Consider the following 24,713-nt stretch of genomic DNA (forward strand, 5'->3'; position numbering starts at 1 on the left):
CGCCTTATTCGAAGCCCATGCGCTTCAGCCAGTCCTTGCCGACGCCGCGATCGCGAATGATCGGCAGCGGGTTTTCCGCATCGAGCCGAGCGCAAATGCGATAGACCTCCAGCGTCTCGGCGCTCATCTCGCCGCGCTTGTAGAAGAACATGGCGGCGGCATAGCGCGTGCGGCCAGACCATTTCTCGCCGAGCGGCGTGTTGACCAGCTCCCACTGTTCGGCGGCTTCACCTTCTTCCTGTTGCTTGCCCGCTCCCTCGGTCATGGTCAGAAATCCGCCGGCGGATTGGCGGTACGGCGGTCGAGCTTGATGAAGGGTCGCGCCACCACCTTGGCCCGTTTCATCAGCTTCTGGTACTGCAGCTCGCGCATGGCGTAGATCTCGACCCAGAGGTCTTCCACGACGGTATCGCCATAGGGCCGCGCCAGCGAGGCGATGGCGATGTTGCGCTTGGCCATCGGCGACCACATGGCGGCGCTGACCAGGCCGACCTCCTGGCTCTTCCTGTGATAGACGATCGCGTGTTCGGCCGGGATGTTGCCTTCAATCTCCAGTCCGACGAGGACATGCCGAAGCTTGCGTTTGGCGCGGGCCTCGAGGATGGCGCGGCGGCCATTGAAATGGCCCTTGTCCAGATCGACCATGAAGCCGAGCCCGATCTCGTCGGGCATGCGCAACCGGTCGGCGCGGATGGCATGTTCGGCGGTGGTGAAATCGGCGTTGGCGACTATCAGCCCAGCCTCGATACGGGCACGGTTGAGGGCGGTGTAGCCGATTGCCCTGATGCCGCGCAGTTCCCCAGCTGTCATCAGCCGATCCCACAGGCTCAGCGCCTTTTCGGCCGGAACGAACAGTTCGTAACCGAGATCGCCGGTAAAGCCGGTGCGTGAAATTATGGCCGTGCCGCCGTCGTGCGGGAATTCGGCAAGGTCGAATATTTTCAGCCTCTCGACACCGGCAAAACCGGCGTCGCGCAGCACAGCGAAGGATGTGGGCCCCTGCAAGGCGAGCCCGGCGACGGCCTCGGTCTCTTCCTCGACGATGACGTCGAAACCAAGGGCGCTGTCCAGCAGCCACGGCAGATGCCGCTCCTGCGAACACAGCCGGAAGCGGGTCGGCGAAAGTCGGAACAGCGTCCCGTCGTCCAGCACAAAACCCTCGTCGTCACACCAAGCGGTGTAATGAACGCGGCCGGTCCTGAGCTTGGTGACATCGCGCAAGGTGACGCGGTCGAGGAAGGCCTGGGCATCCGGTCCTTCGATCCGGTATTTGGTCATCGGCGAGATGTCGAAGAGTGCTGCCTGGCTGCGGATGGCGAAGTATTCGAGCTCCTCGTCCCAAAGCGAATGCGGCGCGCGGTAGCCGGCCCAATTGTACCAGTCCTGGGTCTTGGCCAGCGCATCGAGGCGCGGCTGGAACGGCGTGCCGAGGCGCAGCGTGCGGAAGTGGGATTGGGCTGCGATGCGGGCTGTCAACGGAATGGAGGCTTGATGGGTCATGATGGCGCCATGGAGTGCAGCGTCGGCCAGTTGAGACATCAAGTCACCCCTTCATCGCAATGACGCGCCGCGCGGCATTCAATCCTGGCGCACCGGAAACTCCACCACCAGGATGCGAACCCGCGCCGGCCAGGAACAGCCCGTCGAGCGGCGTGTCGTAGCCCGACCAGCCGGACACGGGACGCGAGATCAGCATCTGATCGGCCTGCAATTCACCGTGGTGCCAGTGGCCACCCGGCATGCGGTAGCGCTTCTCGATGTCCGCAGGGGTGAGCAGTTCGGCATGAATCACCGTCTTGCCGATGCCAGGCGCATAGGCTTCCAACTGGGCCATGATTGCCTCGAGGAATTTCGGCTTGCCGGCATCCCAGCTCTCTTTCAACCGATAGGGCGCGTATTGCACCACGGCGGACAGCACGCAGGCGCCGTCGGGCGCGAGCGACGGATCGGCGAGACTGGGCAGCGTGATTTCCATCACCGGCTCGGGCGAGAACTCGCCATATTTGGATGGATTGAAGGCACGTTCGACGTGGTCGGGAGAGGACGCGATCACCAGTCGGCCCTTATGGCCGGCGGCGTCGACATCGGCAAACCGCGGCGGCCGGTCGAGCGCCAGATGGAGCTTGGCGGCATCGCCCCTCATGCGGATGTTTTTCACTTTGCGCACGAAGCCGGTGTCGATCTCGCGCGGTCCGACGAGATCGAGGAAGGTGGTCGTCGGATTGATGGCCGAGACGATCGTTCGGGCGCGAAGCTCCTCGCCATTGTCGAGGGCAACGCCGACGGCGCGGCCTTTCTCGACAATGATCCTGGCGACGGGCATCGATGCGCGGATCGTGACGCCAGCCTTTTCGGCAGCCGTGCGGATGGCGGCGACCACCGCGCCCATGCCGCCCTTTGGCAGCAATTGCGCTCCGGCCGCACCGCCGCTCTCTCCGCTCAGACGATAATAGAGGCCGAGCAGCGAGGTCGGCGAGCGCGGGCCGAGATGGCTGCCGAGCGTGGCGTCGAAGGCGAGCAGCCCCTTCAGCCTGTCGTCGGCGAGTTGTTCGTCAAGCAAGTCGGCAACGTTCATCAAAAGCACGCGCAGGAAGTCGCGCATGTCTTCCTTGCCAAGTTTCTTCAACGCCACTGCGGTATGGCCGAGCGAAGCGGCCTCCAGCAGCGACATGCCGCCGAGATCGGGCGGTCGGTGCGACAGGAAGGGTTTCAGGATGCCGGCATAGCGTAGCAATTGTGCGCGCAATTCCTTCCAGGCGGACTGTTCCGACGGACTGGCGCCGGTCAGCACCTCGCCATAAGCGCCATGCAGGACAAGCGGCAGTCCATCTATCGACAGTGCGACCGACGGCAGGAAGTCGGCGCGAGCGATCTGCAGCCCATGCTTTTCCAGCTCCAGCGTTTTCACCACATCGGGATGCAGCCGGTTCAACACATGCGCGATGGACGAAGCGCGAAAACCGGGCGCAAATTCCTCGGTCCGCGCGGCGCCGCCGGGTTTGGCTCCTGCTTCCAGCACCAGCACCTTGCGGCCGGCCTTCGCCAGCGTGGCGGCAGCGACAAGCCCGTTGTGGCCGCCGCCGATGACGATGGCATCAAATGACGTCATGGGCCGGGCTCATATGCGAGGTGGATTTTGCGAGATCGCGCAGGATTTCGGCGGCTGCGTTGCGGCCGGGCGCACCCATGACGCCGCCGCCGGGATGGGTTGAGGAGCCGCACATATAGAGGCCGCCGACCGGCGACCGATATTGTGCATAACCGGGCACCGGACGGTTGAACAGCAACTGGTCGAAGGTCAGCTCGCCCTGAAAGATGTTGCCTTCGGTGAGGCCGACCTCGGCCTCGATCTCGCGTGGCGTGCGCACCTCCATATGGACGATGCGGTCGCGGAACCCGGGTGAATAATCCGATATCTGCGCAATCACGCTTTCAGCAAAACCGTCACGATCGGCGTCCGTCCACTCGCGACCAGCGATCTTGGGCGGAGCGTACTGAACGAAGCAGCTCATGAAATGCTTCCCTGGCGGCGCCATGGTCGGGTCGAGCGTCGTCGGGATGACCATGTCGAGGAACGGATCGGCGGACCAGCGGCCGGCCTTCCAGTCGTCATATGCGCGCTCCATGCGCTCCATCGAATCGGTGAAATGCATGTCGCCGCGATAGACCGGCGAGTCCTTCGGCAGCGCCGGGAATTCCGGCAGCGAATCGAGTGCTATGTTGACCTTTCCGGAGGATCCGCGAATCTTGAAGTTCTTCACCCGGCGCAGGAAGATGTCGGGCAGTTCCTTCTCCTCGACCAGCTTCAGGAAGGTGCGCTTCACGTCGGCATTGGAGACGACCAGCTTGCCGTAAACCTCCTCGCCGCCGGCCAGCACGACGCCCCTGGCCTTGCCACGGCTCACCAGCACATGGTCGACCTCGGCGCCGGTGCGTATGATTCCACCCGAGGCCTTGAACGAGGCGGCCAGCGCCTTGGTCACGGCGCCCATGCCGCCGCGCGCATAGCCCCAGGCGCCGACCGATCCGTCGACCTCGCCCATATAGTGGTGCAGCAGCACGTAAGCGGTGCCAGGCGACATCGGCCCGAGTGCCGTGCCGATGATGCCGGACAGGGCGAAGTTCGCTTTGATGACGTCGGTCTCGAAATATTCGTCGAGGAACTCCGAGATCGACATGGTCCAGAAGCGCAGCGTCAGCGCCATTTCCTCGGCGGAGAGACCCGCGAATTTCTTGCCGAGATAGAGCAGTTCGCCGAGGTCGCGCGGGCGCAGACTGGTCGGATCCGGCGCGGTGCGCATCAACAGCGGCTGGATGAAGCGGCACTGCCGCGTCACGTCGCGGGCGTAGCGGTCATAGGCCTCGGCGTCCCTTTTGGAGAAACGAGCGAATTCCCGCCGGTGCGCGTCGTGGTCGCGGTAGTTGGCGAGGTAATCGCCATCCCGGGTGAACACCGCGCCGCCCTCATAGGAGATGACTTGCAGGCCGAAGCGGGGGAGCTCCAGATCGCGCATGATCTCGGGCCGGAACAGCGAGCAGACGTAGGAGCAGTTGGAGTAGAGGAAGCCCGGCGTCAGCTCGCGGCTGGTGGCCGCACCCCCGACCCAGTCGTTCTTCTCCGCAACCAGCACGTCGAGGCCGGCGCGCTGCAGGTAACAGGCGTTGACCAGGCCGTTGTGTCCGCCGCCGATGATGATCGCATCCCAAGCTTTCATTGTGGCCCAGTGCTCATCTGCTCCCGCTCTTCATTTCTGCGTGATCTGTCCCCTAATGCGTGGAATTTGGCACGGCACCAGCCATTGTGTCCAGCCATACTGAATGAATGTTCAACAAATGATATTGCGTTTTTCCGGACATGAGTTACGCTTTGCCGACGTTCGAACCCAGTAATCCGTCCATTGGGAACCGAGGCTGATGATTTGAATGGCAGACGCCACCCCGGAATATGACGAGGCCGCCATCATGAGCTGGGAGGCCATGCAGAAGGTGCTTGACAGTGCGAGCACCGTCCCACTCATCTTCGCGGGTGGAAGCCGGATGCAAAGGGATAGCCGGCGATGCTGGAGACCATCACACGCATGAAAACGGCAGACGCCAGGGACGCGCTTCTTGAATCGGCGCGGAAAGCCGAATCCGAGAAGCGCGGGCGCAAGGCCTCGAAGGAGGTCAGGCAGCTTCAGCTCATCGAGGCGACGATCGATTCGCTCGCCAAGCGCGGCTATTCGGAAACGACGATGGCCGATGTCGCCGACGGCGCCGGCCTGTCGCGCGGCATCGTCAATTTCCATTTCGAGAGCAAGGAAAAGCTGCTCGTCGCGACGCTGCAATTTATGTACGACGAGTATTCCGCGCACTGGCGCAATGCCTTGCAAAAGGCAGGAGACGATCCCGCGCGTCAACTCCAGGTTCTCGTCGCGGCCGATTTCGACCGCTCCATCTGCAACAAGCGCAAGCTTGCCGCATGGTGCGCCTTCTGGGGAGAGGCCAAGTCGCGGCCGACCTACCAGGCGCTGAGCAGCGCGCGGGATGCCGTTTACCAGAATATATTCATCGACCTGTGCGCGGCTCTGAAACAGAGCGGCGGCTACGCCTATGAGCCGCAGGTCATGGCGCTGGCGCTCAGCGCCATGCTGGAAGGCTTGTGGCTGCGGTTGATGATGGGAACCGAGGACACCACGCGGGAGACCTCCTTGCAGGCGGCCAATGAATTCCTGTCGGCGGCTTTTCCGAAACACTACCCGCTGAAGGCCGCCAGCCCAACGAGATCATAAGAAAAGACGAAACCATAAGAAAACCGCAGAGGATGGAACGGCAATGAAGACACTGACAAGACGCCTGACGCTGACGCTCGCGCTGGCGGGAACACTGGCGGCTTCGGCCGCGGCGCTGGCGATCGCCGCCGACAAGGATCTGATCGTGTTCGACTGGTCAGGCTATGAGGATCCGAGCTTCCACCCGAAATATGTCGAGAAGAACGGCGATTCGCCGACCTTTGCCTTCTTCGGCGACGAGGACGAGGCGTTCGAAAAGGTCCGTTCCGGCTTCAAGGCCGACCTTGGCCATCCCTGCTCGCAGAGCGTGACGAAGTGGCGCGAGGCGGGCCTGCTGCAACCGCTCGATACCTCGAAGATCACGGGCTGGAAAGACCTCAATCCCGGCATCATGGCGATGAAAAATCTCGCCACGACCGAGGACGGGAAAGCCTGGTTCATGCCTTGGGACTGGGGCAACACGCAGCTCACCTACAACTCCTCCAAGATCGACGAGAAGGACGTGCAGTCGCTGAAGGCGTTCGCCGATCCGAAGTTCAAGGGCCGCGTTTCGATCGGCGACAATGTCGACGATGCCTATGCGCTGGCGAGCCTCGCCATCGGCCTGAAGGACTGGACCAAGATGACCGACGACCAGTTCAAGCAGGCCTCCGACTTCCTGCGCCAGGTGCACAAGAACGTGCGCTCCTACTGGACCGATACCACCGACGTCGTCCAGCTTCTGAGCGGCGGCGAGGTCGATCTCGCCTGGGCCTGGAACGATGCGACCGTGCAGTCGGTCGCTGCCGGCGTGCCGATCAAGTCGAAGAAGGACACGGCGGAAGGCATCTCGACCTGGGTGTGCGGCTACGTGCTGTTCAAGGATGCGCCCGGCAATACCGACAAGGCCTATGACTATCTCAACGCGGTCAACGATCCGGAGACCGCCAAGGTGCTGGTCAAGGACTGGGGCTACGGCCAGGCCAACGCCAAGGGCATGGCCGGCGTCGATCAGGCCATCCTGAAGGAAAAGGGCTATGACGACGTGCAGAAATTCGTCGACAAGACGCTGTTCCAGCAGCCGCTCCCGTCAGATCTCAAGCTCAAGATGATCGCCGAGTTCGAGAAGATCAAGGCTGGCTATTGAACGACCAGACAGAAAGAACCGACGTTGTTATCGTCGGCGCCGGCTTCACCGGCCTGTCGGCGGCGCTCGAGTTGAAGAGGGCCGGCGTCGGCTTCCTGCTGCTCGAGGCACGCGACCGCGTCGGCGGGCGGGTCGAGGCCATGTGGAACGGGCTTGGCGAGCGCATCGACAGCGGCGGCCAGTTCCTGTGCGAGGACATGCCGCAGCTGATGGAACTGGCCCAGGCTCGTGGCAAGACCTTCGTCGAGACTTATGTCGAGGGCGATTTCATCACTTGCCCGTCAATGTCGGTCGGCCGGGCCGAGCGGACCTATCGCGCCTCGATGGCGATCCGCGAACGCATGAACAGCATCGAGCCCAACGATCCCGCCATTGCGGGATTGACCGTTGCCGAGTGGCTGGAGCGGCAGGATGACGTGGGCGAGGCCAAGGCGGCCTTCCGGTCGATGATCGAGGGCCTGTGGTGCCTGGCATTGGAGAAGGTACCGCTCTGGTATCTGATCGACAATGACCGGCGTATCACCAACGAGGTGCCGGAGCTGCAATATTCCCTGCGCGAGACCATGCAGTCGTTGGCCGATGATCTGGCGGAGGACCTCGGCGACCGGGTGAGGCTCGGTGAACCTGTCACCCGCATCGAATACGGTCCGCCAGGGGTTCGTGTCGTCTCGAGCAATAGCGTGATCGAAGCGCTAGAAGTTCTGGTCGCCGTGCCGCCGGCGACAGCCGCGAAGCTCGATTTTACGCCCGCCTTGCCGGCAGCCCTGGAAACGGTGCTCGGCGCCTGGGAAAGCGGCGCGGTGATCAAGGTCCTGGTGCGCTATCCCAAGCCATTCTGGCGCGAGCGGGATTTGAGCGGGATGGTGATGTGGCGCGATCTGCCGGGGCTGTTTGCCTGCGACGCCAGCAGGGATCCCGATCATGCGGCGCTTGTCGTCTTCGTTGGCGGACCGCTGGCGCTGCGCTGGCACGAACTCGGCGAGTCGGATCTGCGGACACAGGTGACGACGGAGCTTGTGGAGGCGCTCGGTCCGGAGGCGGCGGATGTTCTCGATTTCAGCCGCCGTGACTGGACGCATGATCGCTGGAGCGGCGGTGCCTATAGCGACCTGATCGTCGATGTGTCGGCGAGGGGTGCCGAGCGCGCCATCCTTGCCGGCGCACCGCCGGTGCATTTCGCGTCGTCGGAATTGTCGCCGTCATTCCCGGGCTATGTCGAGGGCGCGATCGTGGCCGGGCGTATCGCGGCGCGCAGGATCATCGCCGGAGTTCAGTCGGCCATCGCGACCAACGCTTCCGGATCATAGGCGAGGCGAATCGAGGTGCCGACTGGAATGTCATCGGCGCCGAAATCGTTGGTCTCGGTCACCGAGAGCGGCTTCTCCAGGCCAGGGATTTCGACGATCAGATGGGTGATCTCGCCGAAATAGTGGCGTTCCACCACCTTGCCGGCGACCTCGAACTTGGCTGTCGCGTTGTCCCACAGCACGCGCAGGCGCTCCGGTCGGATGCCGAGCGTCGCGCCGCCGCCATTGCGCACGAAAGCCTTCGGCTTGTCGGTCTTGATACGGCCGAAACCCAGCGTGTCGACGATCAGCGAGGCGCCGTTCTCCTCGACGATCTCGGCCTTGACGAAATTCATGCCGCCAAGGAAGTCGGCGACCTGGCGGTTTACCGGGCGCTGGTAGATTTCCTTCGGGGAGGCGACCTGCGCGATCTTGCCGCCGAACATCACGGCGATGCGGTCGGACATTGCGAGCGCTTCATACTGATCGTGGGTGACCAGGACGAAGGTAATGCCGACGGCCTGCTGCAGGCGGCGCAGTTCGACCTGCATCTGCTCGCGCAGCTTCTTGTCGAGCGCCGACAGCGGCTCGTCGAGCAAAAGCACCTTAGGTTGCATCACCAGGGCGCGGGCGAGCGCCACACGCTGCCGCTGGCCGCCGGAAAGCTCGGTGGCAAGCCGCTTGCCGAGGCCGGTGAGCGAGACCTGCGCAAGCGCCTCCTCGACCCGGCGCTTCTCTTCGCCACCCTGCAGCTTCAACCGCTTCAGTCCGTAGGCGACATTCTGCTCGACATTGAGGTGCGGGAAGATCGCGTAGCTCTGGAACACCATGTTTGTCGGCCGGCGATTGGCCGGTATACCTTCCATGGGCTGGCCGCCAACCGCGATCGAGCCGCTGGTCGGATTGTCGAAGCCGGCGATCATGCGCAAGAGCGTGGTCTTGCCGCAGCCCGACGGCCCGAGCAGCGAGAAGAACTCGCCTTCCTTGATGGTCAGGGAGGCGTCGTCCAGCGCCTTGAACGCCCCATAGCTGCGGGTGACATTGCGGATCTCGATCATCGCTCTTTCGCATTGGATCCCGTCCGCGTGAGGGCGCTCGATCCGCGGCTGCTCAGGCATAGAGGCCCCCCTCGTTCTGGGTGCGTCTGGCCGCGCGGCGACGCAGGATTTCGGCGATTGTCATCAACAGGAAAGAGGCAACCAAAAGCAGCGTGCCGAGCGCCAGCACGCCGGGCAGTTTCGAGGCGAAACGCAACTGGCCCCAGATGTAGATCGGCAGCGTCGCCTCGGTGCCGGTAAGGAAGAAGGCGATGATGAATTCGTCCAGCGAGATGGTGAAGCAGACCAGCAGGCTGGAAATGATCGCCGGCGCCACCATCGGCAGCGTCACGCGCCGGAAAGTGCCGAAGGCGCTTTCGCCGAGATCGGCGGAGGCTTCCTCGAGACTGCGGTCGAAACCCTCGAAGCCGGAAGTCAGCACCGTCATCGAATAGGGAATGCAGACCAGGACGTGGCCGAGCACGACAGTGAACAGCGAAAGACCGAGGCCCAACTGCAGCATCACCAGCAGCATCGAGATGGCGACGATCACTTCGGGCAGCACAAGCGGGGCCATGATCAGACCGTTGATGGCGCGGCGGCCGGGATAGCGGTAGCGGGTGATCGAGCGGGCGGCGAGGATGCCGAGTACGGTGGAGAGGATGGCTGCCGAGACGCCGACGATCAGGCTGTTCCAGGCGGCATCGAGCAGCGCCGGCGTGCGCGGCAGGTCTTCGTACCATTGCAGGGTGAAGCCGGTCAGCGGGAATTTCGGCGTCGCCGCCGTGTTGACCGAGAAGATCGGCAGGAAGATGACGGGCAGATAGAGGAAGACGATATAGAGGAACGCATAGGCCGACAGCCAGCCGCCCGGCAGGAAGCGCCGCGCCTTCATCGCGCCATCCTTTGCAAGCCGCGGATGATCAGCACCGTGGCGCCGGCCATCAGAGAGACGATCAGCATGGTGGTGACGGAAAGTGCGGCACCGAGCGGCCAGTTGGCGGCTTTGCCGAACTGCGCTTGGATGGCATTGGCGATCATGACGCCATCCTTGCCGCCGACGAGCTTTGGCGTGACATAGTCGCCGACAGTCGGGATCATGACGATCAGCGCCGCGGAAATGATGCCTGGCGCCGACAGCGGCAAGGTCACGCGCACGAACGACCGGAAGGGTCCATCGCCAAGGTCGGTGGCCGCTTCGACCAGCGTGCGGTCGACCTTCTCCAGGGACACGAAAATCGGCAGGATGGCGAAGGCCGCCCAGGCATGGGTGAGCGTGATGATGACGGCGCTCGAATTGTAGAGCAGGGCGGTCGACGGTTCGTCGATGATGCCCAGACCCATCAGGCCGGAATTCAAGACGCCGTTATAGCCCAGGATGACCTTCCACGACATCACGCGCAAGAGATAGCTGGTCCAGAACGGGATGGTTATGAGGAACAGCCACAGGCTCTTGTGACGGCCGCCATGGAAGGAAATGAAATAGGCGATCGGGTAGGCGAGGACGACGGTGAACAGGCTGACCGTCAGCGAGATGTAGAGCGAGCGCCACAACAGATCGCGGTAGATCGGCTCGGTCAGTGCGACGCGATAGTTTTCCAGCGTGAAGGTGCGGTCGATGGTCAGGTAGTGCTGCGTCCAGAAGGAATGGGCGATGACCACCAGGATCGGCAGGACCAGAAGGATGAGAGCGTAGAGAAAGGTCGGGCTGATCAGGGCAAAGCCTTGTACAGGCTCGGATTGCAGAAGGGCATTTCGTCTGGCCCGCGTCAGGCCCAACGGGGGCGACCCTTCCGCAGCCACCGTCATTGCCAGACTCCGGGGGGACGGGCTCCGGGTGCGATCTCGATTGCTGGCCTGCACTGTCCCGCCATACGGCATCCCATTGGGCTGGCGCCGGCTATTGTTCCCCTTGCCGGCTTTCTTTCATCATGCGCGCATCCGCGGATTGAAATCAAGCGCTAATTCTGCAATATTGATTGAACGGACATTCAAAATCATGCGAGCGGGGCGGCGATTTCGGCCGTGGCGAACCGGATTGATGCCCGGAAAATTCGGGGATGATGTGGAGGCGATAATGGCGGCTGTGAGGGATCTGAAGGCACGCGAAACGGCTGGTTCTGGCGGCGACGATGCGGTCGAGCTGGCCAGGCGTCATCTCATCCAGCCCTGGCCCTACGCCGGCTCCGTCGGTTCGGAGGCGCGCGCGCTGATCGGCGAGGGCGATGGCATCTACATTACCGACAGCACCGGCAAGCGGCTGATCGACGGCCCGGCCGGCATGTGGTGCGTCAATGTCGGGCATCGTCGCGAGGAACTCGCCAGGGTGATGTACGACCAGGCGATGGCGCTGTCCTACAACACGCCCTGGTACACGATGAACGCGCCGTCGGCGGAGCTTGCCAAGCGCATCGCCGGCCATGCCCCAGGCGACCTCAGCCACGTCTTCTACACCACGGGCGGTTCCTCGGCGGTCGAGACGGCGCTGCGCTTCATGCAGTTTTACAACAATGTGCGCGGCCGGCCGGAAAAGAAGCTGATCCTGAGCCGTGGCGGCGCCTATCATGGCTCAACCTATCTCTCGGCCTCGCTCAATGGCCGCCCGCGCGACCGCGACTGGATGGATGGCGCCGACGATCTGGTGGTCAAGCTCGCCTCCCCCGACCCGTTCCGCCGGCCGAAAGGCATGAGCATCGCCGCTTTCACCCATTTCCTTGTCGACCAGTTCCGCGATACGGTCGCGCGTGTCGGTGCCGACAGAATAGGCGCGTTCGTCGGCGAACCCATACAGGCGTCCGGTGGCGTCATCATTCCGCCGGACGGCTACCTCAGGCGCATCCGCGAGATCTGCCGCGACAAGGATATTCTTTATATCTCCGACGAGGTGGTGACGGGCTTCGGACGTCTGGGCCATGTCTTTGCCTCGGGCGACGTGTTCGGCATCGACCCCGACATGATCACTTTCGCAAAGGGCGTCACCTCGGGTTATTTCCCGCTTGGCGGCGTCATCATCTCGGAGCGGCTGCTGGAGGAATTACGCCGTTCCAATCATCCCGACGCGATGTTCGGCCACGGCCTGACCTACACCAGCCATCCGGTCGGCTGTGCCGTGGCCTTGAAGAATCTCGACCTGCTGGAAGAAAGCGTGCTTGCTCACACGCAGGCGGTCGCGCCCTATTTCCAGGCGCAATTGAAGACGCTGGAAGAGCTGCCGCTGGTCGGCGAAGTGCGCGGCGTCGGGCTGATGGGCTGTGTCGAATGCGTCGCCGATCGCGAAAGCAAGGATCTGCTGCAGCTCGACAAGGATGTCGGCAAACGCATCGACGCCCACTGCCACGAGCTTGGCCTGCTGGTGCGGCCGCTGATCAACATGTGCGTTATGTCGCCGCCGCTCGTCATCACGCGCGAGCAGATCGACGACATGGTCGGCATCCTGCGCGAGGGTATTTCACGCACGATGGAAGATCTCAGGAAAGAGGGTGTGTGGCAGGGGTGAGTTTCTCCTTCTCCCCGTTTTTACGGGGAGAAGGTGCTCGAAGGCGGATGAGGAGCAGCGCTGATGGGGAGAGGGGCGCTGTCATCGGCGGCTTCGCCAATCAGCAGGGTTGTTACGCCCGGCTCCGCAGCGCGTCGTTCAAATTCCACATGTCCTTTTCTTCCGGCGCTGTTTCCAGGCCGAGCACCGGAACCTGCTGGCGCAGGTGGTCGTGGTGGGTGCGCACGCCATATTCGAGGTCGGAGAGATAAAAGCCCTCGAAAGCCTCGGACAGCATGGATTCGTTCGACCAGACCGAGAGCTGCACATCTTCCGACATGGTGTCGCGATCGATGCGGAAGGAGAGGTAGCGGGCGGCGGCCTGCTCTCGGCTCTCGTCGCGGTAGCGATAGATGGCGCCGCGCAGCAGCGTCTCACCCGTCGACAGCGGGAACTCCTGATAGAACTGCACTGATTCCGGCATCACCGACAGAACGGCGTTGGGGAAGATGCCGTAATAGACCCAGGCCTTCCTGAGATGGTCAGGCAGATGCGTCGGCTCCGGCGCGATCTTGACGTAGTTCTTCACGCTCCAGCGGCGGCCGGCATGCGGGTTGTAGGTGGCGAAGGAGCGTGAGACGCCGTTGACGAAGGGCTCGTCGAAATAGGTGGCGCCATAGAGATCCTGCAAGGCCGGATGCGCCATGGCGACATGATAGCCTTCATTGTCGACGTCGCGCACCGACTTCCAGTTGACCGGCGTCTTCTGGGTCCAAATGCCCCAGGAAGGCACCATGTCGGCGGCCTTGTAATGCGCGAATTCGGGTTCGATTGGCCTCAGCAGCTCGGCGACGGAGGGCTGTGGCCCGCCATTGCGGAAGCGGATGAAGATGAAGCCCATCCAGATTTCGAGGTCGAGCGGCATCAGGCCGAACTCGGTCTTGTCGAGGTCGGGGAAGGAGCGCGGGCGGGCGGCGCCGCGCAGCGTGCCGTCGAGATTGTAGACCCAGCCGTGAAACGGACAGATCAGCGCGTTCTTGCAATTGCCCTGGCTGTCGGCGACGACGCGGCTGCCGCGATGGCGGCACATGTTGTTGAAACCGCGTACCACGCCGTCCTTGCCGCGCACGATCAGGGCGCGTTCGCCAATGACATCCATGGTGAGGTAATCGCCGGCGTCAGGGATGTCGCAGACATGCCCGACGATTTGCCAATGATTGCGGAACACATGCTCCTTCTCCAGTTCGAGAAGGGCGTCGGAATGGTAGCTCCAGCCCGGCAGTCCCCGCCGGTCCCAATCGTTCGGGATTGCCACGTCACGGAGGTGCGGGTTCATAAAACGTCTCTTCTTTTATTGAATATGCATTCAATATAATCATATTTTGCATTGAAATGCAATGGCTTGTGGAAATGTGACTGTTCCGCAGCGAAAATGTCGGCGCTGGTTTCATGGGAATCCTGCGCCGTTGCGGGCTTCGAAAACCCCGGAAAATCCGGATCTTAGCCAGAATCCGTAACTGCCACCGATCTCTGGCTCGCGCCGCCAATCGTTCACGCGGCTACCGGTCGTGCACGCCTTGCAACTCGCCCCTCGGCCCAAAACAGCCAATGACCGACCTTGCCCGGTTTTGCCCGTATCGATGTTTCAATCCGGTTACATTGCCGGGCTCTCGTCACCTTTGCGCCGTTACAAGGCGCGATTAAATTCGTTTAATCGCAAAAAGAAAATCAACGAAGGGGATGACGATGCATGCGAAAGTCCAGATCACCAGCGGCAACCGCTTTCAAGCTCCAGAGCGCGCTGACCGCCGCCCGAAGCTGGCCCTTCGCCAGCGCGCCAGCGACCACCCGATGGGAATGTTCATGGCGCTGGCTGCTTGCGCCTTCGCCGGCATGGCGTTCACGCCGACGGTCGGCCCAGCCTTCGCTTCGTTGAACCCGCCCGCCAACGTCATCGAAGGCGCGCCGACCACGACCACGACCGCCCGCCTGCCTATGCCGGCAATCGATTTCGCCTGCAGGGGGCAGGCCTGGGGCGCCGAGAGCGTGGATTGCCTGCGCGCCATTGCCGAGCAGTCCGGAACGCACAAGACCCGCGCGATCCGCATGATCGCCAACGCCGCGCCGCTGACCAGCACGCCCAACATCTTCTGATTTCTGCCTCTGCGTTTCTGCCGGGGCATGATCCCGAAACCGGTTCCCGTTTGGGGATCATGCCCTACCTCCCCGAGCGCTTCTCGGCGCTCGCTTCGGCTCCCGCCGCGATGTCGGCCGAGAGCCTTTTTTAATCTTTCAACGCGGCCTGCTCGGCGATGGTCGAAAGCACACTGCGTACATCCAGCGTGCTGAACGGTTTTTCGAGGATCTGTGGCCGCTGCTGCGACGGCAAGGCTTCGACTTCCGCCTTCGCGCCGATCAGGTCGCCGGTGACGAGCACGAAACGCCGCGCCAGGTCGGGCCGTTCGGCGAGCAGTTCGCGGTAGATCGAAATGCCTGATATGCCGGGCATGCGCAGATCCGAAAAGACGATATCGGGGGGCATGTGGCCACCCAAGGTGGCGGCGCCCGATTCCCAGAGCGGCGCGATCCGCGACTTGATGCCCATCAGTTCGAGAATATCGGACAGGGAACCGGCGACGTCAGGCTCGTCATCGATGATCAGCGCATGGCGCAGGCCGCTCGATCGTGGCTGGCTTTCGCCGGCGGCGGCGATGCCCGCAGAGATCGCCGGCAACTGGACGACGAAACGCGCGCCTCTCGGCAACACCTCCTCGAACCAGACATTGCCGTTGTGTCGTTCGATGATCGATTTCGAGATCGACAGGCCAATGCCGGTGCCGACGCCGACCGGCTTGGTGGTGAAATAGGATTCGAAAATGCGCGAACGGATGGCTTCGGGAATGCCGGGCCCGTTGTCCTCGACCGAGAAGCCGGGATTGCCCCGATCGCTGCGGAAGCTCCGCACCTTGATCAGGCGGTCGCCGGCGACGCCGGCCAGGGCATGCTGGCTGTTGATGAGGAAATTGGCCGCCACCTGTGTCACGTGGTCGGCATCGGCCATGGCGAGCAGCGGACCCGGCGCGAAATCGGTATCGATGACGATGCCGCTCGAGCGCGCGCCGTAGGCGGTCACTTCGAGAGCGGCGCGGATCACCTGGTTGAGATCGGTCTCGGCCTGTGCCGCCGGATGGAGGCGGACCATCGACAGGAAGCTTTTGACGATGCGCCCGCAGCGCTCGGCGGCGGCACGAACCTTTTCGGCCCGGACCTTGGTCTGCGGATCCGAGGCGAATTCATGCAGCAGCGTCGACTGGGCCACGACGACGGCCAGCGGATTGTTGAGTTCGTGCGAGACGCCGGCAAGCAGCGAGCCCATCGCCGCCATCTTCTCGTTCTGGTGCAGCTTCTCGCGCTGCCGGTTGATCTCTTCCTCGGCGCGCAGCCTGTCGCGCAGGTCGCGGATCGAGCCAAAGATCAGGCGGCGGTCGGCGACCCGCATCTCGGTCGCCGTCAGTTCGATCGGAAACACCTCGCCGGCGGCATTCTGCGTCACGGTCTCGAGCCGCTGGCCGACCATCGGGGCGCCGCGGCCGGACATGTAGTCGGCGCCCGAGGCATAGCCCTTGCGGTAATATTCAGGAACGACCGTGTCGAGCAGGTCCTTGCCGAGGATATCGCTGCGCAGGAAGCCGAACATCTTCTCGGCGGCCGGATTGAATTCGATGATCGACCCGGCCTCGTCGATGACGATAATGGCGTCGAGCGAGGCCTGCAGCATGGTGCGGCGGATCACTTCGCTGGCATGGGCGTCCGAGGGCGAGTGTTCGATAGCGTCGCCGATGGCGAGGGCGACGATGTGCAGCGTCGCCTCCTCCTCGTCGGTCCATTCCCGCTCTTCGACGCAGTCATTGACGGCCAGCGTGCCCCACAAATGGCCGTGCGCGAAGACCGACACCGACAGGAACGACTTGATGTTCTGCTTCTCGAAATCGGCCCTCAGGAATCCTTCGAGATCGCGCGTATGGCCAGCGAAAATCTTGCCCTGCCGCTCATCCTCGGCCAGCCGCTCAAGCAGCGGATCCGAATTGACGATCGACTGCATGATGACGGTCGGTGAGGCCAGTTCGCCGCCGAAGTCGGGATCGATCCAGTAGGCAGCGACCGACTGGGCGAAACCCTGGCCGGGCAATTCGCGCAGGCGGAACAGGATGCCGCGCTGGCACTCCATGGCGTGGCACAGCGTCTCCAGTATGCCGTCCATTTCGCGCTGCCAGTCGCCGGCCTCGCGCAGCCGGCGCACGACACGCACGGCGGCCATCGCCGCGCCCTGCCTGAAACCCTGCATGTCCGTGCTTGCCGTGTCGCCCGTCATTGTCAGCCATTAGTCCAGAGTCACGCCAATCGATCGGCTGGCAACGGCTGCGGAGCGGAAACCTCCTCGGTCTGACGCTCAGTTGCCGTCGCCGGCCGGCAGCGAGAAGATATAGCCTTCGCCACGCACCGTGCGCAGGAATTTCGGGTTGGCCGGGTCCGTCTCGATCTTCTTGCGCAGGCGCATGATGCGGATATCGACGGCGCGCGACGATTCCGGATCCTCGGTGAAGCCGATCGCCTCGGAGATCGCAGCCCTGGTCAGCAGCCGGTTGGCGCGGGTCAGGAAAACCTCCAGCACGTCGAATTCGCTCTTGGCCATGTCGATTACCGTGCCGTTGGCGCCGGTGACCATCCTGCCGTCGAGATCGGCCTGGAAGGGGCCGAAAGCGACGGAGCGGCGATCCGTGCTGGCCTTCCTGTCCTGCGGTTCCGTCGGCTGGGGAACACGGCGCAGCACGCTGCGCACCCTGGCCAGCACCTCGCGCAGTTCATACGGCTTGACGATATAGTCGTCGGCGCCGAGTTCCAGTCCGACGATGCGGTCGAGCGCGGTGCCGGCGGCGGTCGCATAGATGATGCCGATCGGCATTTTCGAGCGCAGCCAGCGGCCAAGCGACAAGCCATCCTCGCCCGGCATGGCGATGTCGAGGATAGCCAGATGGAAGGACTGCGTCTCGATCAGGCCGCGCGCGGCGGCCGCGGTTTCAGCGGTCGAAACATCATAGCCGGCGGCGCCGAGATATTCGGCGACCGCGTCCCTGAGGTCGGGCTCATCCTCGACGATGACAATTCTTGCCCGCACGATGCTCTCGCTCCCACTTTCAGTGGAAAGTAGATTGGGTATAAACATGATGTCCAGCACTCATATCCGGTTGCCAGGGAACGGTTGGAAAACATGGCCGCACGAGCCGTCATTGCGCTTGTTTCCGTCGCCGAGGTCGTCGCGAGCGAGCTTGCCGACCATCTCGAGCGGCGCGGCCACGACGTGCGCCGGGCGCGGCAGCCTTGGGAGGCGGAATCGCTGCTGGCGGGCGGCGGCATCGACGTTGTCGTCGTCGGGGACAGCCTCAGCCAGGCGGAAGGGCGGGATCTGCTCAGGCGTTTTGGCGGCCAAACTGGGGGTAGCGAGCATGGACCGGATTTCATCCTGATATGCCGGCCCGCCGATCTCCTCGACAAGGTGCTGGCGCTCGAGCTTGGCGCCGCCGACGTCGTCGAAAGTCCACTCAATGTCAGGGAACTCGCCGCGCGTGTCGGTGGCCTGCTTTCGCGGCGCGGCAGGGGTACCCAGGAACTGATCGTGCTGGAGAACGCGACCGTCGACCTGAGATCGGCGATGGTCATGCATCGCTCCGGCACGCAGGAGCAGCTCTCGCCCGGCCAGGTGGCGCTGCTCAGGCTGTTCCTGGCGAGCCCGCGCAAGGTACTGACGCGGGACGACATTATCGCAGCCGCGCCGGCCGAGAATGCCGACGCCTTCGATCGCTCGATCGACTCGCGCATCGTGCGACTGCGCCGCAAGCTCGACACCGAGACCATCACCACCATACGCGGCGCCGGCTACAGGTTCGATCCGCCACGGCAATTCGCCGACTGACGGCTGTGTTTTCCCGCTGGTTCGCCGGATGAGCATCGGACTTTCCATTTCCCGCGCCGATGCCCGCGAGGTTCAGCGCACCACCAGCAAGGACGGGCCCGAGGCCATTTCGCCGCCGACGGCGAACTCGCTTGCGTGAGCGCGTTCCTTGAGCAGCACGCTGGCGAGTGCGGCAAAGCCGAGCAGGCCCTGCGCATAGAGCAGTGCGGAAAGCACGGAAGCCGCGAATTTTGTCTTCATGATCTGAATTCCCCAAAAAGATGACTGTGTAGCGGGTCGCTTCAGGAACTCCCGAAGTGCCCGCGCCGCCCACGGAGCCCCCCGTCGCGGCGCGGGCCTTCGGTCCTCTCGGCAGCAAGTTGCCGGAGGGGCCGCGCAATGCCAGCAGCCGAAGGCCAACCCGCCAGAGGGCCTTCAACTGGGCGATGCGCAGGCTGGAAACGATCCAGACCGTGGCGCAGACAGGGCGACGTAGGGTCGAAATCTCGCTCGAACTCATCGCCGCCAGCCGCGCACAGGGCCGCCGGCAATGGTGCCGCCGCCGACAGCCGCCGCCGTGATGCTGATCCTGGAGAGCCAGGAGCGTATGTTCGTTTTCGTTCCCTTGGTCGTTGCCGTCTGCTTTCGTTGCGTCAACTTTTGCATCCGGCCGGTATCCGGATCATGCCGCCCAAAACCGCACTTTGTTGCAGATTGGTTTCGGATTGAGACAAACTCTTTCATGTAGGAGACAACTCGAACTTTCGTTTCGGGGTGAATGCCTGTGTCCTTCATCCTTGGCCCCGTGTCCGGAATGGAGCGCCATCAAACAGGGTGATTGTCCTGTTAATCAGCGGAAACAGATTCGAAACACAAACGAGCATTTCGCGAAGTCTTTCCGAAACATGCCGCTGGGATAAGCCGCGTCATCAAATTGGAGCCGGCCGGACCGGCAGAGAGAGGGGACATCATGCACACCGCCATTTCCGCGAAGTTCATCAACATCACCGCCGCCGCGCTCATGGGCAGTGCGCTTCTGTTCGGCGCCAACGCCGCCCATGCCGCCAACAGCATCGTTGCCCGCGTTTCGCTGTCGCAGCAGGTCATGGAAGTCTCGGTCGACGGCCGGCCGACTTTCGCCTGGAAGGTTTCCACTGGCGACAGGGCGCACGTGACGCCGACCGGCTCGTTCAAGCCGACGCGCATGCATGAGATGTGGTATTCGAAGAAATACGACAACGCGCCGATGCCACATTCGGTGTTTTTCAGCGGCGGCTACGCGGTCCACGCCACCTATGCCATCAAGCGCCTCGGCCAGCCCGCCTCGCATGGCTGCGTACGGCTGCACCCGGACAACGCCGCCGATTTCTACCAGCTCGTCGAGACGTTCGGAGCGGCCAACACCAGCATCGTCATCGTCAAGTAGCAGGCAGGTTGCCGCATTCGGCCATGTGCCGGAGTTGCTGGAGCGATCGCCAAAAAAAGGCCGGAGAAATCCCGGCCTCTTTTTGTGTCTTGCGCCCCGTGCCTCAGCTCGGCAGCGCCGGCATCAGCTTGGGATCCGGCTTTTCCGCCAGATGCGGCAGGTCCTTGCTGGCGATGAAAGTATAGAACATCGGCACGACGAACAGTGTGAACATGGTGCCGACCAGAATGCCGGTGAAGATGACCAGGCCCATCGAATAGCGGGCCGCGGCACCGGCGCCGCTGGAAACGATCAGCGGCACCACACCCAGCGCCATCGCCGCCGTCGTCATCAGGATCGGCCGCAGGCGCACCTTGGCCGAGGCGATGATGGCGTCACGCCGCCGCATGCCATGCAGTTCTCGCTGCTGGTTGGCGAATTCGACCAGCAGGATGCCGTGCTTGGTGATCAGGCCGATCAGCGTGATCAGTCCGACCTGGGTATAGATGTTGAGCGTGCCGAGGCCCAGATTGAGCGGCACGATCGCGCCGAAGATCGACAGTGGCACCGCCATCATGATGATCAGCGGATCGCGGAAGCTTTCGAACTGCGCCGCCAGCACCAGGTAGATGACGATGACGGCCGCGCCGAAAGCGATCAGGATCGTGTTGCCCTGTTCCTTCTCCTGCCGGGACTGGCCGGAATAATCGATGAAGAAAGTGTCGGGCAGGCTCTCCCTGGCGATGTCCTCGAGCACTTTCAAACCGTCGCCCGTGGTGACACCGGGCAGCGGCAGCGCCGAGATCGTCGACGAATTCAGCTGGTTGAACTGCTCGATCGCCGCCGGCGACGCATTGTTCGAAATCGTCACCACGGCCGACAGCGGCACCATCTCGCCCGTCACGCTGCGCACGAAGTATTCGCCGAGCTTTTCAGGGTTGTCGCGGAATTCCTGCGGCACCTGCGGGATGATGTCGTAGCTGTTGGAGTCGCGGTCGAATTGCGCCACTTCGGCACCGCCGACCAGCAGCGTCAGCGTCCGGCCGATATCGGCGATCGGCAGGTTGAGCGCGGCGGCGCGGTCGCGATCGATGGTCACCGTCACCTGCGGTGCGTCATAGGCCATCGAATTCTGCACGACGATGAAGCGGCCCGAGGCCTGCGCCTTGTTCTTGATCTTCTCGGCTTCCTCGTAGACCTGAGCGGAATCGCCGGTCGAGCGCACCACCATGGAAATCGGCAAGCCGCCGCCAGAGCCCGGCAGAGTCGGCGGCGCGAAGACGAAGGCCTGGACACCCGCCACCTTGGCGATACGAGCCGTAATGTCGGCCTGCAGCTCCTTCGAATTGCGCTTCCGCTCCGCCCAATCCTTGAAGGCAAAACCGACGAAGGCGCTGTTGGTCGTGCCGCCGAAGGCGACGGCCGAGAACTGCGCCCGGGTCTCGGGAATGTCCTTCACCAGGCCCAGGATCTGATTGACGTAAGTCTCGGTGTAATCGGAGGTCGCATAGCGCGGCCCCGTCACCAGCGAGAGCAGGAAGCCCTGATCCTCTTCCGGCGCCAGTTCCGTCGAGGTCTTGGTGAACATGAACCCAGTCACACCGACAAGCGCCAGCACGATGAGCAGCGTCAGCGGGCGATAGTTAAGAGATCCAGTGACGGCGCGCTCGTAGACATGCTCGACGCGCGCGAAAGTGCCGTCGACGATGCGCTGGAAACGGCCGGCATTGCCGGGCTTCAGGAGGCGCGCCGACATCATCGGCGTTATGGTGATGGCAATGATGCCAGACAGCACCACCGATCCGGCGAGCGTCACCGCGAATTCGCGGAACAGGGCGCCGGTCAGGCCGCCAGTGAAGGCCAGCGGCGCGAACACGGCGGCCAGCGTCATGGTCATGGCGACGATGGCCGACGCGATCTCGCGCATGCCGCTGAAGGCCGCCTGCATGGGCGGCATGTGATCCTCTTCCATGTGGCGGTGGATATTTTCCACCACCACGATGGCGTCGTCGACGACAAGGCCGATCGCCAGCACCATTGCCAGCAGCGACAGAAGGTTGATCGAATAGCCTACCGCGAACAAAAGGAAGCAGACGCCGATCAGCGACAGCGGGATGGTGATGATCGGCATCAGCACCGAGCGGAACGAACCGAGGAAGAGGAGGATGACGACAACGACGATGGCGACCGCCTCGCCGATGGTCTTGAACACTTCGTCGATCGAGGCGCTGATCTGTCCGGTCGCGTCGTAGACGACTTCGATCGTCATGCCCTTCGGCAGCGTCTCCTGAATCTGCGGGACGAGCTTGGTGAGTGCCGCCGCCGTGGTCAGCGGATTGGCTGCCGGGGTCGGGAAGATGGCGAGGAAGGTGCCGGGCTTACCGTTGAAGGAAACCCTGGTGTCGGTGTTCGCGGCCGCCAGTTCGACGCGGGCCACGTCGCGCAGGCGCACGACATTGCCGTCGGTCGAGCGCAATGGCAGCGCGGCGAAGGCTTCCGGTGTCTGCAGCGTCGAGCGCACGGTGATCGACGAGACGACATATTCGTTCTGGGTGTTGCCGGGCGCCGACAGGAAGTTGGAATTGTTGATCGCCGCCAGCACTTCGGCCGCCGTCACGCCGCGCGCGGCAAGCCTGACCGGGTCGATCCAGACGCGCATCGAGTATTCCTGGGCGCCGAAGATCTGCACGTCGGCAACACCTTCGACCGTCGACATGCGGGGCCTGATGACGCGCTCGATATACTCGGTCAGCTGCTCCTTGGTCATGTTCGGATTCTGCATCGAGATGTACATCATCGCGAACTGCTGACCCGTACCCTTGACGATGACCGGGTCCTTGGAGGCGTCCGGCAAAGTGCCACGCACGCCCTGGACCTTGGACAGCACTTCGGTCAACGCGACGTCTGGGTTGGAACCGAGCTTCATCTGCACCGTCACGGTGCTGGAGGAGGGACGGCTGGACGAGGTGACGTAGTCGATGTTCTCGGTCGAGGCGACGGCGCGCGCGATCGGGGCGGAAATGAAGCCCTGGATCAGGTCGGCGCTGGCGCCCGGATAGGCTGTCGTGATTGTGATCGCGGTCTCGTCGACCTTCGGATACTGCCGGATCGACAGGTTGAATATGCCCTGGAAACCGAGCAGCAGGATCATGCAGGCAAGAACCGTCGAAAGGACGGGCCGGCGGATGAAGAGATCGGAAAAGCTCATTGCTGGTCGGCCTGCTTGTTCGCCGATTTGGTCGGGTCGATCGTGTTGTCGACGTTGACGGTCATGCCGTTGAAGAGGCGGTTCTGGCCCGCGGTGACGACCTCGTCGCCGGCCTTCAGCCCTTCGACGATCTCGACCATGCCTTGATTGCGGCGGCCGGGCTTGACGAAGACCTGTGACAGCACAAGCGCCGGTTTGTCGCCTTCCGCCGCCGGCTTGGCCGGATCGGCCGCTGCTGGCTTGGCGGCATCGGCAGCGGCCTTGTCCGCTGGCTTGGCTGCGTCGGCGGCCGGCTTCATGGCATCGGCGGCGGGTTTCATTCCGTCGGCCTGCTTGGCGTCTGCCGCCTTGGCATCCGCGGGCTTGGCATCCGCAGGCTTGGCATCCGCAGGCTTGTCGGTGGCCGCCGCCGGCTTTTCGTCCGGCTTGGCTGGCTGCGCCGGGGCCGCCCCGGCGGGCTTCGCCGGCTGCACCACGAATATGTAGTCGCCATAGAGGCTGGTGGTCAGTGCCGTCTGCGGCAGTGACAGCACGTTCTGCTCCTCGGGCAGTTCGACACGCACCTGCACGAACTGACCTGGGGTCAATTTGCCTTCGGGATTGGCAACTTCCGCCCGGATGTTCACCAGCCGGCTGGAGGGGTCGATCTTGGGGTCGATGCCGCGAATGGCGCCGGCAAAGGGCATGTCGTCGCTGCCGCCAAGGCCCAGACGGACCGTCTGGCCAATCTTGAGCAGCGGCAGCTGCTGTTCGGGAACCGAGAAGTCGACCCGCATCGTGTCGAGGTCCTGCAGCGTCACCACCGCGGTGCCGGGTGCCAGATACTGGCCGAGGTCGATCCTCGGAATGCCGACCGTGCCGGCGAAAGGTGCGGTAAGCTGCTTCTGGTCGAGCACGGCCTGCAGCCTGGTCACCTGGGACGCCGAAGCGGAGGCCGCCGCGCGCGCCGTGTCCAGCGTCGAGTCGGAGCCAACACCACGCCTTGTCAGTTCGACGGCGCGGGTCAGCGTGGTCTGATCGAGTGCCGCCTGCGCCTTCTGCGCATCGAGATCAGCGCGCTCGACGGCGTCGTCGAGTTGCAGCAGCACTGCGTTGGCCGCCACCTTCTGGTTGGCATGGAAGGGGATTTCCTTGACGATGCCGGCGGTCTCGACCGTCAGGTCGACACCGCGCACGGCCCGCACCGTACCGATCGCCTCGACGCCCGGTGTCCAGTTCGACGGCTTGGCGATGGTTGTCGACACGGTCGCCGCCGGCGGCTTCATGGTGGCGAAATACTGCTTGATGCCGTTGTCGCGCAGGAAGTTGAAACCGACTATCCCGCCGACCACGATGACGAGCACGGCAAGGACCACAATAACGATAAAGACACGGAGTATGCGCTTGAACAAGGAAGTCCCCTCAGTCGAAAATCCGGCGCGAAGCGCGGACATCGGGACACATATCGACTGCGGG

Annotated in this window: 21 protein-coding genes; 7 read left to right on the plus strand and 14 right to left on the minus strand. The window is 63.4% G+C overall.

What is annotated here, in order from left to right; genetic code table 11:
* Positions 1 to 4: 4 nt before the first annotated feature.
* The 4 genes from FJ950_RS10590 to FJ950_RS10605 are packed head-to-tail and all read right to left on the minus strand — an operon-like array spanning position 5 to position 4,715.
* Complete coding sequence (locus FJ950_RS10590; protein ID WP_140616742.1) at positions 5 to 265, minus strand: hypothetical protein; 261 nt, start codon at positions 263 to 265, stop codon at positions 5 to 7.
* A 2-nt stretch (positions 266 to 267) separates the two neighbouring features.
* Positions 268 to 1,500 carry an aminomethyltransferase family protein gene (locus FJ950_RS10595; protein ID WP_140616894.1) on the minus strand — a complete coding sequence of 411 codons (1,233 nt, stop codon included), beginning with the start codon at positions 1,498 to 1,500 and terminating at the stop codon, positions 268 to 270.
* A gap of 43 nt (positions 1,501 to 1,543) precedes the next feature.
* On the minus strand, positions 1,544 to 3,109 hold the full coding sequence (locus FJ950_RS10600; RefSeq protein ID WP_140616743.1) for an NAD(P)/FAD-dependent oxidoreductase: 1,566 nt from the start codon (positions 3,107 to 3,109) through the stop codon (positions 1,544 to 1,546).
* Complete coding sequence (locus tag FJ950_RS10605) at positions 3,096 to 4,715, minus strand: NAD(P)/FAD-dependent oxidoreductase (protein WP_140616744.1); 1,620 nt, start codon at positions 4,713 to 4,715, stop codon at positions 3,096 to 3,098. Before FJ950_RS10605 ends, FJ950_RS10600 begins: the two co-directional genes overlap by 14 nt.
* 363 nt (positions 4,716 to 5,078) lie before the next feature.
* Between FJ950_RS10605 and betI the strand changes: the two genes are divergently transcribed.
* The 3 genes from betI to FJ950_RS10620 are packed head-to-tail and all read left to right on the plus strand — an operon-like array spanning position 5,079 to position 8,204.
* Positions 5,079 to 5,771 carry a transcriptional regulator BetI gene (gene betI / locus FJ950_RS10610; protein ID WP_246681300.1) on the plus strand — a complete coding sequence of 231 codons (693 nt, stop codon included), beginning with the start codon at positions 5,079 to 5,081 and terminating at the stop codon, positions 5,769 to 5,771.
* Between the two features lie 43 nt (positions 5,772 to 5,814).
* The gene (locus FJ950_RS10615) at positions 5,815 to 6,897 is read left to right on the plus strand and encodes an ABC transporter substrate-binding protein (protein ID WP_140616746.1); all 1,083 of its coding nucleotides are present in this window, start codon (positions 5,815 to 5,817) and stop codon (positions 6,895 to 6,897) included.
* On the plus strand, positions 6,894 to 8,204 hold the full coding sequence (locus tag FJ950_RS10620) for a flavin monoamine oxidase family protein (protein WP_140616747.1): 1,311 nt from the start codon (positions 6,894 to 6,896) through the stop codon (positions 8,202 to 8,204). Before FJ950_RS10615 ends, FJ950_RS10620 begins: the two co-directional genes overlap by 4 nt.
* Here FJ950_RS10620 and FJ950_RS10625 read toward each other — a convergent pair.
* The 3 genes from FJ950_RS10625 to FJ950_RS10635 are packed head-to-tail and all read right to left on the minus strand — an operon-like array spanning position 8,168 to position 11,029.
* Complete coding sequence (locus FJ950_RS10625) at positions 8,168 to 9,241, minus strand: ABC transporter ATP-binding protein (protein ID WP_140616748.1); 1,074 nt, start codon at positions 9,239 to 9,241, stop codon at positions 8,168 to 8,170. The two genes, FJ950_RS10620 and FJ950_RS10625, sit on opposite strands and share 37 nt — an antisense overlap.
* 52 nt (positions 9,242 to 9,293) lie before the next feature.
* Positions 9,294 to 10,115 carry an ABC transporter permease gene (locus FJ950_RS10630; RefSeq protein ID WP_140616749.1) on the minus strand — a complete coding sequence of 274 codons (822 nt, stop codon included), beginning with the start codon at positions 10,113 to 10,115 and terminating at the stop codon, positions 9,294 to 9,296.
* A complete protein-coding gene (locus tag FJ950_RS10635; RefSeq protein ID WP_140616750.1) occupies positions 10,112 to 11,029 on the minus strand; it encodes an ABC transporter permease in 918 nt (305 codons plus the stop codon). The genes FJ950_RS10630 and FJ950_RS10635 overlap by 4 nt, the downstream gene beginning before the upstream one ends.
* 268 nt (positions 11,030 to 11,297) lie before the next feature.
* On the opposite strand from FJ950_RS10635, the gene FJ950_RS10640 reads away from it, so the two are divergent.
* Positions 11,298 to 12,716, plus strand: coding sequence for an aminotransferase (locus FJ950_RS10640; protein WP_140616751.1), 1,419 nt, complete (start codon positions 11,298 to 11,300; stop codon positions 12,714 to 12,716).
* Positions 12,717 to 12,828: 112 nt separating this feature from the next.
* On the opposite strand, the gene FJ950_RS10645 is transcribed toward FJ950_RS10640, so the two are convergent.
* Positions 12,829 to 14,031, minus strand: a complete 1,203-nt coding sequence (locus FJ950_RS10645) for an aromatic ring-hydroxylating dioxygenase subunit alpha (RefSeq protein ID WP_140616752.1) — start codon at positions 14,029 to 14,031, stop codon at positions 12,829 to 12,831.
* Between the two features lie 410 nt (positions 14,032 to 14,441).
* Here FJ950_RS10645 and FJ950_RS10650 point away from each other — a divergent pair, with 410 nt between their 5' ends.
* Positions 14,442 to 14,849: a hypothetical protein gene (locus FJ950_RS10650; RefSeq protein ID WP_140616753.1), complete on the plus strand. Its 408-nt coding sequence runs from the start codon at positions 14,442 to 14,444 to the stop codon at positions 14,847 to 14,849.
* A 130-nt stretch (positions 14,850 to 14,979) separates the two neighbouring features.
* On the opposite strand, the gene FJ950_RS10655 is transcribed toward FJ950_RS10650, so the two are convergent.
* Complete coding sequence (locus tag FJ950_RS10655; RefSeq protein WP_181171158.1) at positions 14,980 to 17,067, minus strand: PAS domain S-box protein; 2,088 nt, start codon at positions 17,065 to 17,067, stop codon at positions 14,980 to 14,982.
* A 78-nt stretch (positions 17,068 to 17,145) separates the two neighbouring features.
* Positions 17,146 to 17,919 carry a response regulator transcription factor gene (locus tag FJ950_RS10660; RefSeq protein ID WP_181171160.1) on the minus strand — a complete coding sequence of 258 codons (774 nt, stop codon included), beginning with the start codon at positions 17,917 to 17,919 and terminating at the stop codon, positions 17,146 to 17,148.
* 45 nt (positions 17,920 to 17,964) lie between these two features.
* On the opposite strand from FJ950_RS10660, the gene FJ950_RS10665 reads away from it, so the two are divergent.
* Positions 17,965 to 18,666 carry a response regulator transcription factor gene (locus FJ950_RS10665; RefSeq protein WP_140616754.1) on the plus strand — a complete coding sequence of 234 codons (702 nt, stop codon included), beginning with the start codon at positions 17,965 to 17,967 and terminating at the stop codon, positions 18,664 to 18,666.
* Between the two features lie 72 nt (positions 18,667 to 18,738).
* Here FJ950_RS10665 and FJ950_RS10670 read toward each other — a convergent pair whose 3' ends face one another.
* Together FJ950_RS10670 and FJ950_RS29760 are read right to left on the minus strand one after the other, a co-directional pair.
* A complete protein-coding gene (locus FJ950_RS10670; RefSeq protein WP_015315429.1) occupies positions 18,739 to 18,906 on the minus strand; it encodes a hypothetical protein in 168 nt (55 codons plus the stop codon).
* 255 nt (positions 18,907 to 19,161) lie between these two features.
* Entirely contained in the window at positions 19,162 to 19,440 is a 279-nt protein-coding gene (locus FJ950_RS29760) for a hypothetical protein (protein WP_246681301.1), read from the minus strand.
* Between the two features lie 175 nt (positions 19,441 to 19,615).
* On the opposite strand from FJ950_RS29760, the gene FJ950_RS10680 reads away from it, so the two are divergent.
* A complete protein-coding gene (locus FJ950_RS10680; RefSeq protein ID WP_015315431.1) occupies positions 19,616 to 20,071 on the plus strand; it encodes a L,D-transpeptidase in 456 nt (151 codons plus the stop codon).
* Between the two features lie 103 nt (positions 20,072 to 20,174).
* Here FJ950_RS10680 and FJ950_RS10685 read toward each other — a convergent pair whose 3' ends face one another.
* Entirely contained in the window at positions 20,175 to 23,258 is a 3,084-nt protein-coding gene (locus FJ950_RS10685) for an efflux RND transporter permease subunit (protein WP_015315432.1), read from the minus strand.
* Positions 23,255 to 24,649: an efflux RND transporter periplasmic adaptor subunit gene (locus FJ950_RS10690; RefSeq protein WP_140616755.1), complete on the minus strand. Its 1,395-nt coding sequence runs from the start codon at positions 24,647 to 24,649 to the stop codon at positions 23,255 to 23,257. Before FJ950_RS10690 ends, FJ950_RS10685 begins: the two co-directional genes overlap by 4 nt.
* Positions 24,650 to 24,713 lie beyond the last annotated feature (64 nt).

This window comes from Mesorhizobium sp. B2-3-14 (assembly GCF_006442175.1).
In the GTDB taxonomy this organism is placed as follows: Bacteria; Pseudomonadota; Alphaproteobacteria; order Rhizobiales; family Rhizobiaceae; genus Mesorhizobium; species Mesorhizobium australicum.

Bases quoted from the DNA above. Each gene is read 5' to 3' on its own strand.
- FJ950_RS10590 (WP_140616742.1), bottom strand. From the start codon at position 265: ATGACCGAGGGAGCGGGCAAGCAACAGGAAGAAGGTGAAGCCGCCGAA.
- FJ950_RS10595 (WP_140616894.1), bottom strand. From the start codon at position 1,500: ATGACCCATCAAGCCTCCATTCCGTTGACAGCCCGCATCGCAGCCCAA.
- FJ950_RS10600 (WP_140616743.1), bottom strand. From the start codon at position 3,109: ATGACGTCATTTGATGCCATCGTCATCGGCGGCGGCCACAACGGGCTT.
- FJ950_RS10605 (WP_140616744.1), bottom strand. From the start codon at position 4,715: ATGAAAGCTTGGGATGCGATCATCATCGGCGGCGGACACAACGGCCTG.
- betI (WP_246681300.1), top strand. From the start codon at position 5,079: ATGAAAACGGCAGACGCCAGGGACGCGCTTCTTGAATCGGCGCGGAAA.
- FJ950_RS10615 (WP_140616746.1), top strand. From the start codon at position 5,815: ATGAAGACACTGACAAGACGCCTGACGCTGACGCTCGCGCTGGCGGGA.
- FJ950_RS10625 (WP_140616748.1), bottom strand. From the start codon at position 9,241: ATGATCGAGATCCGCAATGTCACCCGCAGCTATGGGGCGTTCAAGGCG.
- FJ950_RS10630 (WP_140616749.1), bottom strand. From the start codon at position 10,115: ATGAAGGCGCGGCGCTTCCTGCCGGGCGGCTGGCTGTCGGCCTATGCG.
- FJ950_RS10635 (WP_140616750.1), bottom strand. From the start codon at position 11,029: ATGACGGTGGCTGCGGAAGGGTCGCCCCCGTTGGGCCTGACGCGGGCC.
- FJ950_RS10640 (WP_140616751.1), top strand. From the start codon at position 11,298: ATGGCGGCTGTGAGGGATCTGAAGGCACGCGAAACGGCTGGTTCTGGC.
- FJ950_RS10645 (WP_140616752.1), bottom strand. From the start codon at position 14,031: ATGAACCCGCACCTCCGTGACGTGGCAATCCCGAACGATTGGGACCGG.
- FJ950_RS10650 (WP_140616753.1), top strand. From the start codon at position 14,442: ATGCATGCGAAAGTCCAGATCACCAGCGGCAACCGCTTTCAAGCTCCA.
- FJ950_RS10655 (WP_181171158.1), bottom strand. From the start codon at position 17,067: ATGACGGGCGACACGGCAAGCACGGACATGCAGGGTTTCAGGCAGGGC.
- FJ950_RS10660 (WP_181171160.1), bottom strand. From the start codon at position 17,919: ATGTTTATACCCAATCTACTTTCCACTGAAAGTGGGAGCGAGAGCATC.
- FJ950_RS10665 (WP_140616754.1), top strand. From the start codon at position 17,965: ATGGCCGCACGAGCCGTCATTGCGCTTGTTTCCGTCGCCGAGGTCGTC.
- FJ950_RS10670 (WP_015315429.1), bottom strand. From the start codon at position 18,906: ATGAAGACAAAATTCGCGGCTTCCGTGCTTTCCGCACTGCTCTATGCG.
- FJ950_RS29760 (WP_246681301.1), bottom strand. From the start codon at position 19,440: ATGAAGGACACAGGCATTCACCCCGAAACGAAAGTTCGAGTTGTCTCC.
- FJ950_RS10680 (WP_015315431.1), top strand. From the start codon at position 19,616: ATGCACACCGCCATTTCCGCGAAGTTCATCAACATCACCGCCGCCGCG.
- FJ950_RS10685 (WP_015315432.1), bottom strand. From the start codon at position 23,258: ATGAGCTTTTCCGATCTCTTCATCCGCCGGCCCGTCCTTTCGACGGTT.